The sequence below is a fragment of the Martinezella sp. CNPSo 3890 genome (genome assembly GCF_057784455.1).
Map to the genome: position 1 here is coordinate 18,531 of NZ_JBXSOR010000002.1, position 12,643 is coordinate 31,173.

General features: G+C 61.8%; 10 protein-coding genes. 2 read left to right on the top strand and 8 right to left on the bottom strand.

What is annotated here, in order from left to right:
- Positions 1-286 precede the first annotated feature (286 nt).
- Positions 287-610: a hypothetical protein gene (locus AC13RC_RS06290; RefSeq protein WP_113391189.1), complete on the top strand. Its 324-nt coding sequence runs from the start codon at positions 287-289 to the stop codon at positions 608-610.
- A 40-nt stretch (positions 611-650) separates the two neighbouring features.
- Here AC13RC_RS06290 and AC13RC_RS06295 read toward each other — a convergent pair whose 3' ends face one another.
- From AC13RC_RS06295 to AC13RC_RS06325, 7 genes are all read right to left on the bottom strand, one after another.
- Positions 651-1,211 carry a GNAT family N-acetyltransferase gene (locus tag AC13RC_RS06295; protein ID WP_113332119.1) on the bottom strand — a complete coding sequence of 187 codons (561 nt, stop codon included), beginning with the start codon at positions 1,209-1,211 and terminating at the stop codon, positions 651-653.
- 22 nt (positions 1,212-1,233) lie between these two features.
- Positions 1,234-3,591 carry an Orn/Lys/Arg family decarboxylase gene (locus AC13RC_RS06300; RefSeq protein ID WP_113391188.1) on the bottom strand — a complete coding sequence of 786 codons (2,358 nt, stop codon included), beginning with the start codon at positions 3,589-3,591 and terminating at the stop codon, positions 1,234-1,236.
- A 166-nt stretch (positions 3,592-3,757) separates the two neighbouring features.
- On the bottom strand, positions 3,758-5,110 hold the full coding sequence (locus tag AC13RC_RS06305; protein ID WP_113396468.1) for an NCS2 family permease: 1,353 nt from the start codon (positions 5,108-5,110) through the stop codon (positions 3,758-3,760).
- Positions 5,111-5,157: 47 nt separating this feature from the next.
- Positions 5,158-6,936 (bottom strand): adenine deaminase, encoded by a 1,779-nt coding sequence (locus AC13RC_RS06310; protein ID WP_113396469.1) that lies wholly within the window; start codon positions 6,934-6,936, stop codon positions 5,158-5,160.
- Entirely contained in the window at positions 6,926-7,927 is a 1,002-nt protein-coding gene (locus AC13RC_RS06315) for a LacI family DNA-binding transcriptional regulator (protein WP_488556767.1), read from the bottom strand. The genes AC13RC_RS06310 and AC13RC_RS06315 overlap by 11 nt, the downstream gene beginning before the upstream one ends.
- Before the next feature lie 152 nt (positions 7,928-8,079).
- Entirely contained in the window at positions 8,080-9,903 is a 1,824-nt protein-coding gene (locus AC13RC_RS06320; RefSeq protein WP_113396471.1) for an ABC transporter ATP-binding protein, read from the bottom strand.
- A 32-nt stretch (positions 9,904-9,935) separates the two neighbouring features.
- Positions 9,936-11,132, bottom strand: a complete 1,197-nt coding sequence (locus tag AC13RC_RS06325; RefSeq protein WP_113332114.1) for an aminotransferase class V-fold PLP-dependent enzyme — start codon at positions 11,130-11,132, stop codon at positions 9,936-9,938.
- Positions 11,133-11,224: 92 nt separating this feature from the next.
- Here AC13RC_RS06325 and AC13RC_RS06330 point away from each other — a divergent pair, with 92 nt between their 5' ends.
- A complete protein-coding gene (locus AC13RC_RS06330) occupies positions 11,225-12,058 on the top strand; it encodes an IclR family transcriptional regulator (RefSeq protein WP_488556768.1) in 834 nt (277 codons plus the stop codon).
- 67 nt (positions 12,059-12,125) lie between these two features.
- Here the strand turns inward: AC13RC_RS06330 and AC13RC_RS06335 are convergent, their stop codons facing one another.
- Entirely contained in the window at positions 12,126-12,638 is a 513-nt protein-coding gene (locus tag AC13RC_RS06335) for a RidA family protein (protein WP_112724315.1), read from the bottom strand.
- Positions 12,639-12,643: the final 5 nt, after the last annotated feature.

The window sequence follows — 12,643 nt, forward strand, 5'->3', positions numbered from 1 at the left end:
CGGCTCGGTTGTCTTGCTAGGGAGAGGCGAGGAAATTGCCGCAGGCCAGCCATGCCGCAAACGGTACCTTGAGATGCGCGCAAGGCTTCTTATCTCTTGTCCGTCCCCCAATACGGAGCCTTGAGATGGGCCAAATCGCTACCGATGCACTTTCCGACTTGCTTATGGAGATCCTCCCGCCCGAGCGTGACGAGGAATCCCGAGCCGACGGCACCGCGTGTCTGTGCTGCCGCAGGCTGCGGTCGGCGAGGAAGATGGACGAAGACGGCTGCGGCATATGTGACGAATGCCTGGCTCCATGATCGACGGCGCGTCGCAGCTGCTGCCCGCCGAATTGTCGGGCTTCGAACATGCGCTTGCGAAGCTGCCTGACGGCTATTCGGAGGGGCATTTTCAAGGTCGCCCCTGGGGTGTGACGGTCAAGCGATCGGCCGACGGCAAACGGATCTGGCTCTATGGCGAGGAGCTTGGCGGGACCGATGTCGTCAGTTTCAATCTCTATATGCTCTCCGCAGCAAGCCTCACCCTCAAGCCCTGCGAAATGTCCTCGTCGAAGGTCATAGATTTTGTTTTGGGCTTCCTGCCGGCCCCGATGCGGCATCCAGTCTAAGCACGGAGTTGTGTTACGGCCGACAACAGGTCCTTCTGCTTCAGCGGGTGGAGAGCGGCGGCGGAGGCGGCTGCGTGGTTGAGCCGGGACCGAGCGAGCGCTGGACCATCACGGTATCGGCCCAGCGGCCGTAGCGATAGGCAACAGCCGGCAGCAGGCCGACGCGAACGAAGCCGAAGCGTTCGTGCAGGGCGAGCGAAGCGACGTTGTCCGCGTCGATATAGCCGATCATCTGTCGGAAGCCGGCCGCCGCGCAGGCGTCGATCAGTCCGCGCATGAGCAGGCTTCCGACACCCTGGCCGACATGGTCGTGATGCACATAGATCGAATGCTTGACGGTATAGCGATAGGCCGGGCGCTTCCGGAACAGCACCACATAGGCATAGCCGACGACCTTCTCACCCTCGATCGCGACGACATGCGGAAAGCGGCGGTCCTTCAAATTCTTGCGCCGTTCGCGCAGATCGTCCGGCTGCGGCGTGTCGCTATCATCGACCCCGGCTTCGACCCCGCGGTGAATATGACGGCGATAGATAGCCAGCATGGCATCGACGTCGCTCTCCCGGGATGGGCGAACGATGATTGTTTTATCCTGCTTCATGTCCGAACCTGAATTTCCAAGCCTATTCCGCGACAACGTAGGTATAGAGCCGGATTTTGCCGGATGCATCGATCTCGCGATAGAGGCCCTGGATCTCCACCTCGAAGCCGGGGAAGGTGTTGAAGCAGGTTTCGAACATTTTGAGATAGTCGATCATGGGCTTTGCCTGTTCCGTCAGGCGCTCGCCGGGCACGATGGTTGCAATCCCCGGGGGATAGACGACGAAGGGTGTCGTCGCGATGCGGCCGGCAATGGCGTCGATCGGCAGATAGTCGACATCGTTGCGCACCAGGCAGCGCGCGGCATCGTGCGGCGACATGGCGATCGGCGGCAGGTGTTCTGCGGAAAATTGCTTCGTCTGCAGGGCGCTGACATCGGCCTGACGAAAGAAATTGTGCATGTCAGCGCAAAGATCCCGCAGGCGCACGCCCGCATAGCGGCCGGGACGGCGGCGATAGAATTCCGGAATGGCCTCTTCCAGCAGCGCGTTGTCGTCATGAAGCTTTTTAAAGGCGACAAGGCCGCTGATCAGGGTGCCGGCCTTGCTGGCTTCGACACCGGGTGTGAGCAGGAAGAGCAGCGAATTGAGGTCGTTCTTTTCCGCGACGATCCGGTTTTCGCGCAGATATTGCGCAACGATGGGCGCTGGAATGCCGTGGTCCGTATATTTTCCAGTCGCTCGATCAAAGCCGGGGGTAAGCAGGGTGAGCTTGTTCGGGTCCGTCATGGCGAAACCCGGCTCCATGCCGGAAAAGCCGTGCCATGCCGCATCGGGTGTCAGGTGCCAGAAGGCGGGATTGGTGGCGAGTTGATCGGTCGCGACGCTCTCCCAAGGCACATCGTGCACAGCGCCGGGGCTTGCCACATCAGGAATCGCGACCCGATCCGGCACGAAGGGCTCGAAGAACCAGCGGCGTTCGGGACGATGTTCCTTCTCCTCGAATTCGCGCCGTACGGCGCGGATTTTCTTGCGCAGTTCGATGCCGAGGCGGATCGTGTCGTCCCAAAGCACTTCGCCCGAACGGCCCTTCATCATCTGCGCGCCGACGTCGAGCGAGGCAAACAACGGATAGAAGGGCGAGGTCGAGGCGTGCTGCATGAAGCTTTCGTTGAAGCGACGGTGTTCCACGCGGCGTTTCTGGCCGGTGATGTGCCTATCCTTCATGTGGATCTGCGAGGCCTGCGAAAAGCTTGCGAGTTGCTTGTGGGTCGACTGCGTGGCGATGATCCCGGGTGCATCGGGGCCGAGGTCCGAAAGGCCCATGGCAAAGCGCCCGGCATAAAGCGGGTGAAACTTCATGAAGCCCGCCCATGCCTCGTCGAAAAGGATGTAGTCGCACAGATGTCCGATGCGCTTGAGGATCATCTCGGCATTGTGGATGGTGCCGTCATAGGTGCATTGCTCCACGACCGCGACGCGGAACGGACGCGGCTTCTTGTAGGCTTCCGGATCTTTTACCAGCGGATGGGTGCGAATGCGCTCGCGCAGCGCGTCCTCGTCCATGGTGGCGAAATCCATCGGACCGATCAGGCCATAGAGATTGCGTCTGGTCGGCAGGTAGATCGGAATGCCGCCCGAGATCATTAGCGCGCCGTGATGGGCGGCCTTGTGGTTGTTGCGATCGAACAGCACGAGATCGCCGTCGGTGACGAGGGCCGAGAGCGCGACCTTGTTGGACGTGGAGGTGCCGTTCAGCACGAAATAGGTCTTTTCGGCGCCGAAGATCTTGGCCGCCTCCTTCTGCGCGGCGAGAGCCGGTCCCTCGTGGGTCAGAAGGTCGCCGAGATCGAGCACGGAGTTGTCGAGGTCGTCGCGGAACACCGCTTCGCCGAGATGCTCCATGAAGACCCGGCCGATGGGGCTGCGGCTGTAGAAGATGCCGCCATTGTGCCCGGGGCAGGTCCAGAGATGATTGCCCTCTTCGGCATAATCGACGAGCGCGCCGAAGAACGGCGTCTTCAGCGTCTCGGCATATTGCTTCAGCCGGCTGATGAGGCTTTTCGCGATGAAGGCGGGCGTTTCCTCGGAGAGGAAGACGTAGCCGTCGATGAAATCGAGGACTTCGACCGGCACATCCTCGAAGCGCTTGCGGCGGATCAGGAGGATGATCGGGAATTCCAGGCCGCGCCGGCGCATGAGGTTGATGAGGGCGGCCGTCTTGCCTTCGAGGCCCTTCTTGCCCCAGTCCACCAGCATGCAGCCGATGGCCGCGTCGGTCTGCACGGCGATCTCGGCATCTTCGAGATTGCGCGCGCGCACCACCTCGAAACCTGAGCGTTCGATCTCCTCGACGATCTGATTATAGCGGGCGCCTTCCAGGTCCTCATTGTCGAAGGTTGGCGTTGCGAACAGAAAGTTGAAACGTCTGAAATAATCCATGTCGATACCCGCTCTTGATCTGGGATGAGGTGTCGGCGCATTTCATGACATGGATGTGACAGAATAGAGGACGTCCCAAACCGTATTGATGGCCACCGCCGGTCACGTCGCCAGCCCGCCGTTTCATGCCGGATCGCGGGTGCACAACTTATGGATTTGTGGCCGCTCAGTGAGCGGCCACGGTCCAGAAATAATAGGCAAGCGGGATGGCGAGAAGATACATGCCGATAGACACCTGCCTTGCTTCTCCCGATAAGACCTTGACGATGACGTAGAACAGCAGTCCTCCGGCGATGCCGGTTCCAAAGCTGTTGGAGACCAGGGTCAGAAGGACCATCATCAGGGCAGAGAGACCGTCGGAGAAATTCTCCAGGTCGACACGCTTCAGCGCGCTGAACATCGACATGCCGACGAGGATCAGGGCGGGTGCCGTGGCGGCTGCCGGGATCATCAGCGCGATCGGCGTAAAAAGCAAAGTGAGCGCGAAAAGGGCTGCGGTTGCAAGTGAAGCAAAACCGGTGCGTCCGCCGGCTTCCGCGCCTGTCGCGCTCTCGACCAGCGCCGTGGCGGAGGGAATGCCGAGCAGCGGACTGATCGTGGCGGCAATCGAATCGACGAGGAACGGCTTGCCCAGGTCCGCCATGTTGCCTTCCTCATCGACCAGGCCGGCCTTGGCGCCAACGGCGAGCGTCGTGCCCAGGGTCGAGAAGAATTCGGATGCGAAGAAGGCGAAGAGATAGGGGAAATATTCGATCTTCAGCGCACCAAGGAAATCGAGCTGAAGGCCGATCTCAGAGATGCTGTGCGGCGCTCCGAAGAATGCGGCGGGCACCTTGGTCACGCCGAGCGGAATGCCGAGCAGCGTGCTGCCCAGGATCGCCCAGAGGATCGGCCCCGGCACTTTGCGCCCGCGCAGGAAGACGGCGAGGAAGATGCCGAAGACGGCAATGATCGCCTGTCCCGAGTTGAACGAACCGAGCATGAGCGCGTGGCTCTTGGCGTTGACATCGACGAGACCTGCATTCTTGAAGCCGAGAAGCGCGATGAACAATCCGATCGCCGCACCCAGTCCGAGCTTGATCTGGGCCGGAACCATGCGGGCAATGACCTGGCGTACACCGAGGACGGTCAGCAGAACGAAGACGACACTCGACCAGAAGGAGATGGCAAGGCCAGTCTGCCAGGGAATATGCTCCACGGCTGCCATCGTCGGCCCCACCAGAACCGAGCCGCCGATGCCCGGCCCCACCACGAAGGGCATATTGGCATAAAGCGCCATGAACAGGGTCGCGCCGATGATGACGAGAATGGTTGCCGTCGTTGCGGCGGCGCGGTCGATGCCACCGGCGGAAAGCAGGGAAGGGATCACGACGAGGAGATAGGCCGCTGCCAGGAAGGACGTCATCCCGGCAATGATTTCCGTCTTCGTATTGGTCTTACGCTCGCCCATGCGAAAATAGGTCTTCCACCGCGGCTCTGACGTATCACCCGGCTGCCCGACATTCGTAGTTGAGGTCATTGTCTATATCTCCTAAGTCGGCAGATGCCGCCGTTTGGCTGGTGACCTCAATTTTGGCTTGAAGCCAGAAGCGGTCTGATGTCCTGGGTGGTTCCGTCGGTCAGCCCGAGATCGGTGACGTGCGGGCCGGGGTTACAGGCAAGGCTTGCTCCGACGACCGCCTTGAAGGTGCGAATGGGTGGCATCCAGTCGGCGATTGCATCGGCTGCGGCACGCAGCCTGGCGAAGTCGACGGCCACGTCCTTTGCGGGTGCATCCGACAGCAAGCCGCAGACGGGCAGGGCGAGCAGGGCTGTGACCTTGCCGCCGGCCGCCGTTGCCATGCCGCCGCCCGCTTCGATGACGGCATTGGCCGCCGCCGCCATATCCGCGGGGTTCCGGCCGAAGACGGTGAGGTTATGACTGTCATGCGATATCGTCGTCGCAAGCGCGCCGCTCCAGTGACCCCAGTCTTCGAGAATGCCGATGACGGGTGTCGACTCTTTTCTTCCGTGGCGGTGAATAACAGCCATCAGCAGCATATTGTCAGGCACAACGAGCTTGTCATTTTCGACTTTGACGGTTGCCTCTCCCCATTTCGTGAATCGCGGGCTGACAATCGTGTTGACGCGAGCATCAGTCATGCCCGGCAGCTCGATCTCGAAATCGGTAGCAGAAAGCCTTCCGACCTCCACAGTGTCGCGATAGGCCTCCGAGGGCGTGCACTCGCTGGCTCCAATGAGGCCGCCGCTTCTTGCGACCTCACGTCCAGATGCGAAGACGAGGTCGACCGCGATCTTTTCGAGATCGGAGAGGATGACGATGTCGGCGCGGCGGCCGGGTGCCACCAATCCCAGATCATAGCGGTCCAGCCACATGGCGGCGTTGAGCGTGGCGGCGCGGATGGCATCGACCGGCTTCATTCCATAGCCGATCAGACGCCTGAGAACGGACGACATTGCTCCCTCATTCACGAGGTCGTCGGGAAAAACGTCATCGGTGCAGATCGTCAGCGTTTGCGGCAGATGCGGCAGCTTTTTCAGCATGTCGACGACGCCGGGCAGAACATAGTCATGGGAGCCGCGCAACTCGATGGTAAGGCCCGCCCGCAATTTCGCCAGCAAGTCCTCGGCCGAGGTGAGCTCGTGATCGGATTGAATCCCCGCGGAGGCAAAGGCCTGCAATTCCGCACCTTCCAGTCCGCGGGCATGGCCGCAGACGCGCTTGCCGCTCGCAAGTCCGGCCTCAAGGATGCCGCGCATCGGCTCGCTGCGCTCAAGGACCCCTCGCATGTTCATCACTTCGGCGACACCGGAAATCTCCGGCCAGCTGAGCATGGTTGTCATTTCGCCTGAGCGGAATTCCGCACCGGCAAGCTCAAGGCCGGGTGCCGAGGGGACGCAGGATGGCGCCAGGGTCAGGAAGCGCAGCGGCAATTGCCGTGTTTCTTCGAGCGCCCACCGAATACCGTCGAGGCCAGCGACGTTGCCGATTTCATGCGGGTCCCAGCAGACCGTCGTCGTGCCCTGGGGAACAACCGTTTCGGCGTATCGCCTTGGCGTCACCATCGAGCTTTCGACGTGCATATGCGTGTCGATAAATCCGGGCGCGATGAAGCGTCCTAAAGCGTCGATGGTCTGCTTGGCGTCCTTCCTTGTCCCCAAGGCATGGACGCTTGCGATCAAGGGGCCGACAAGGCCGATATCGGCCGGCCTCATTTCCGAGGTCGCGACATCGACGAGCGTTCCGCCGGCAATCAGCACATCGAACGGCTCAAGGCCCAATGCCGCCCGGACGGCGCGGTCGCGCAGCTCGGATGAATGGAGGTCGTGGGGTTCATTCGGCATGTCTGCCTCCCTTGGCAAAGGCGGACGGGCGCGCGGTGGATTGCCGCAAGACGAGTTCCGTCGGGAATATTCCGCTGATGTCGATTTCTCCGGCGACGAAGGCGAGGGCATGGTTTGCCACGGCTTCCAGATCCTGCCGGACGGTCGTGAGTGGTGGAGAGACGATTTGAGCCCACATCAGATCATCAAAGCCGGTGAGCGATATGTCTTCCGGAATGCTGAAGCCCCTGTCCTTGACGGTTATGGCAAAGCCGACGGCGAGCGCATCATAGGCGGCGGCACAGGCCGTAAAATGCCGCAGATCGAGCTCGCGGCCGAGAGCGCTGCCGGCCTCGAACGTCGCATCGCTGTGTCGCAATGCGGGTTCGACGCCGGCCTGGCGGAAGACTTCGCGCATTCCTTCGACGCGCTCGCGCGCTACCAGCGAATTTTCCGGGCCGGCGAGGATAAGGATGCTGTCATGACCAAGCTCGACCAAGTGGCGTGCGATCAGGCGCCCGCCTTGACGATGATGGCTGGCAGCGATGTTGCCGACCGTGGCGGCGCTGTCGATGACGGCGACCGGCACCGGGACATCCGTGGGTGCAATGGTCGTGCCGCGCGTCGGTATCACGATCAGTGCATCGACGCCGCGGGCGATCATGGTCCTGATTTCGAATTCCTGCTGCTGCGGGTCGCCCTGACTATCGCCGATGAGAACGGCAAGACCGCGCCGCTTGGCGGCTCGCTCGATGGCCTGGGCAAAAGCGGGAAACAAGGGTTGGCCGATATTCGGAACCAGCAGGCCGACCGTATTGCTCTTGCCGGTGCGCAGAGCGCGGGCCGCATGGTCAGGCACATAGCCGAGCCTGTCCGCTTCCAGGCGAATCTGCTCCGCAAGGGCTGATGACACCCGGCCCGTACCGCGCAGGGCATTCGAGACCGTTGCCGTGGAGACACCCAGCTTGGTTGCGATTTCCCGAATCGAGGTAGGGCGTGTCTGACTCTCCAAGAGCGCGCTCCGGTTTCCTTGATTAATCGTTTAATCAACACGGCGCGCTTTTGCAAGAGCGTCTTTAACTGCGCGGGGATGAAACGCGGTTTCGCCGATGGTGGCGCCTGTTGGTGATGACGAAGGACCTTCCGGTCGACCGGCTTGCTGTATCAGACGGCAACCAGATGGCCGGAAGAGACGGTTCGATACGCGCGCGGCTTGACCAGATAATCGACGGGCCGGATGGGGCTTTTCAACTCCTCACTGGCTGCCATGCGTTTTTCGCGTCGGCGATCGGGGTCCGGCACAGGAACGGCTGCCATCAGCTTCTTCGTGTAGTCGTGCTGCGGATTGCCGAAAACGGCCGCGCGCGGGCCGATCTCGACGATTTCGCCGAGATACATGACGGCGACGCGATGGCTGACGCGCTCGACCACGGCCATGTCGTGGGAGATGAACAGGAAGGAAAGGTCGAGGCTCTGCTGCAGGTCGAGCATCAGGTTGATGACCTGCGCCTTGATCGATACATCGAGCGCGGACACGCTTTCGTCGGCGACGATCACCTTCGGCTGCAGTGCCAGGGCGCGGGCGATGCAGATGCGCTGGCGCTGGCCGCCGGAGAATTCGTGCGGATAGCGGCTTGCCATGTCAGGGGTCAGGCCCACCTTACGCAGCATATCGGCGACGATCTCTTTCGCTTCCCGTGCTGTTCCCATCTTGTGCTCGAGAAAGGGTTCGGCGATCGCCTGGCCGACCGTCATGCGCGGATTTAGGGAGGCAAAGGGATCCTGGAAGATCATCTGTACCGATTTACGCATCTCGCGCATGTCACGTTTGCCAAGCGAGAGCACGTCGCGGCCATCGACGATGACGGAACCGGATTGCGGTTCGATCAGCCGCATGATGGCGCGTCCGGTGGTCGACTTGCCGCAACCGGATTCGCCGACAAGCGACAATGTTTCGCCGGCAAAGAGATCGAACGAGACGTTTTCCACCGCATGCACCCGGCCTTTGAGCTTTCCGAAGAGGCCCGAATGAATGTCGAAGCGCTTGGTGAGGTTTTTGACCTGCAGCACCGGTTTTTCCTTTGCGACCGTATCGGGCACTTCGGCTGGCGTGTCGGATTCTCCCGTCGCAGTATTGACGACGGGGAAGCGCAGCGGTCGTTCATAGGATTGCATCGAACCGAGCACCGGCACGGCCGACAGCAGCGCGCGGGTATAGGGATGCTGGCCGCGATGGAAGATGTCGGCCGTCGCGCCCGTCTCCACCTGCTCGCCGCGATACATGACGACCGTGCGGTCGGCGATTTCCGCCACCACACCCATGTCATGCGTGATGAACAGGACGGAAGTTCCTTCCTCGTCCTGCAGCATCTTGATGAGGTCGAGGATCTGGCCCTGGATCGTGACGTCGAGAGCGGTGGTCGGCTCGTCGGCGATCAGCAGCCTCGGCTTCGAGGCGAGCGCCATGGCGATCATGACGCGCTGGCGCATGCCGCCGGAAAAGCGGTGCGGATATTCGTCGAAGCGCGAGGCGGCCGAGGGAATGCGGACCTTTTCGAGCAGCCGGATCGTCTCGGCCTTGGCGTCCGCAGCCGACATGTCCCTGTGGCAGAGCAAGGCCTCTGAGATCTGGTCACCGATGGTGAAGAGCGGATTGAGCGACGTCATCGGCTCCTGGAAGATCATCGACACGTCGTTGCCGCGCACCTTGCGCATCTCATGTTCGGGAAGAGAAAGCAGGTCGCGGCCGCCAAGCAGGATCTTGCCTTCGATGCGGCTTGAATCGCTCTGCAGCAGTCGCATGATCGAGAGCGAGGTGACGCTCTTGCCCGAGCCGCTCTCGCCGACGATCGCCACCGTCTCGCCCGGCGCGACCGAGAAGGAAACATTGCGCACGACGGGTTTCCATGCACCGTCCACCAGGAATGAGGTGGTGAGGTTTTCGACGGAGAGGATGGGTTCGGGGGCCTTTGCCTGCGACGTGCTCATGCTTGTTCCCTTCTTGCGATCCCTGCCACAGCTCAGTCCGGCCAGTTCAGCACGCCGTCGAAGCGATGCCGGCTGCGGTTCTCGATCGGTGTCGCGATGATCTCGTTGGAGGCGCGCGCCTTGTCGAGTTCCTCGGCAAGCCGGGTCGCGACAATGGCCTCCTGGCCGGGATGCAGGTTGCATGGATCGAGATAGAAATAGTGATGCTCCACCTCATGGTCGCGGACGATTACCGGCGGGTTGCCGCGGGCAAGCGCTGCCGCAAGATCCCAGGCGCTGATATGCGCCTCCGGCGCAGAGATGATGACCCGCATGCGGTCGAGCGGGTTGTTGGTAGGATCGGGCTCGATCAGGGCGGTGACGCCGGGGCGGCCGTCGAGAGTTCGCTTCCACAGGTTCAGATAGCCCGTCTCGCGTTCGCGGATGCCGGCATGGTCGCGCTTTTCCCAGGCTTCCAGTGCCGCCATCACGCCATAGATGCTTTCCTTGCCGACCTTCATGCCGCGGCCGATGCCCATGTTCTGCAGGAAGGCGTTGCGCACCAGCTCCTTCTTGCCGGCGACGATGCCGGAGGTGGGGCCGCCGAGGAACTTATGGCCGGAATAGAGCACGATGTCGGCGCCCTGCGCCAGGAAGAGCCTGAGGTCGTACTCCGAAGCGGCATCGACGATGACGGGCACGCCCTTGGCGTGCGCGATCTCGACGAACTCGGTCAGGTGCAGCAAGCCGTAATCGACCACATGATGGGATACGACATAGACGGCTGCCGCCGTCTTCTCGCTTATGGCATTTTCCATGTGAAAGCGGTGTGTCGAGGTCGCTTGACCGATCAGAACGACCTTGCCGCCGGCAAGGCGGATCGCCTGATCGACGGGGGCGCCATAGCTCACCACATGGCCCATCTGCACGATGACTTCGTTCTTGTCCGGTGCGGCATCGGGTAGCTTCTCTATGGCGAGCAGGTTGTTGCCGGTGATGGCGCCTGCGACGGCGAGGCTGATGCCGGAGGAGCAGGATGCCGTCACGAAGCCCGCCTCGCCGCCCGTCAGCCGGGCGATAACGGCGCTGGCCTTGCGCTGGAGGTCGTTGATCTCGACGAATTGCGGCAGGATCGCCGTCATAGCCGCAATGGCTTCAGGCACGACGATCGATGCGCCGAGGCTCGTCATGGTACCTGATACGTTGATGACGGGCCTCAGGCCGATCTTGCTACGGATATCATCGGACATTCTATCTCTCCAAAGTGACGACTGCCGATTGTCATCGACAGCTATGCCATAGTAATGTAATAGCTTCTCGAAATCTCACGAGGAGCGTTGACTTGGACGCCAAGACCCTACCCGCCGCACCCCCTGAAGACGCCGATTCCATCCGGGAAGGGGAAACCAAAGGCGCGCGCCGTTCGCGCGTCAGCGGCATCGACCGCGCGCTGCAGGTCATTGATTATCTGTATGAAACCGGCGCGCCGGCTGGCGCCTACGCGATCGCCAAGGCGATCAAGGCACCGCTTTCGACCGTCTATGTGATCATCGACGATCTGGTCGAAAAGAACATGCTTGGCCGCAATGGCGACGGTTCCGTCTGGCTCGGCGCCCGTCTTTACCACTACGGTCTCGCCTATGCCCGGTCGCTCGATTTCATGAGCATCGCCACCCGCGAAATGCACGATCTTTGCCGGCAGGCGAGCGAGACGGTGCAAGTCTGCGGCCGCGACGGCGATTCCATGCTGGTGCTGGCGATGGCGGACGGGCCGAGCCATTTTCAGGTCGCCTCTCGCGTCGGAACGCGCGTGCCGCTCAACTGGACTGCCTCGGGTCGGCTGCTGGTGGGGCATTTGCCGGAAGGCGAAAGGATCGAGCTTTTCAAGCGCTGTGCCCGCACCTCGCCGACCGGTCGGGCCGAGGTCGATGCCGCCGTGCTTTCCGAGGCCGCGGGCAAGGCCTTTAAGGAGCGCTTGTCGATCCAGGTGGCGGAGTCCGATTATGCGGTTGCCTGCATCGCATCGCCGGTCGTGGACCGGGATGGTCAATGTGTCGCGACCATTTCGATCGTGCTTCCCGAACAGAAAGCCGTGTCCGACGGCAGCCATTATGGCGAACAGGTGCGCGCGGCCGCCGAGCGAATCGAAAAGCTGATGGGCTGGCGCAACCACTGAATTCGTCCTCCTTGAAGCAATTCCAGCAAAAGCGCGACGCGGCTTTGCGTCCGGAATTGCGTAAAAACTAATCGTTAAGTGATACGATCGCTTCGATTTCGACCGTGATGTTGCCGGGAAGCGAGCCGAAGCCGACGGCCGAACGGGCATGTTGGCCCGCTTCGCCGAAGACTTCGATGAAGAGGTCCGAGCAGCCGTTGATGACGCTCGGATGATCCTCGAAATGCGGCACGGCATTGACCATGCCGAGCAGCTTGACCACTCGCTTCACCCGGGAGAGATCGCCGAGCGCGCCGTGCATGACAGCAAGCAGGTTGATGCCAGTTAGCCGCGCATGCTGGTAGGCCCGGTCGACGCCCACGTCACCACCGACCTTGCCGGAATGGAGGTGGCCGTCTGCTTCCCGCGGCCCTTGACCTGAAAGATAGAGCACATTGCCTTCGCGGACATGGGTCACGAAATTAGCGATCGGCGGTGGCGGCGGCGGCAGCGCGATGCCGAGCGCAGCCAGTCGCTGGTAGGGTGTTTGCGCTGCTGAAGCGGCCTGTGTTGGGGACGTGTTCACGTATGCTCCTGCCATTCGAT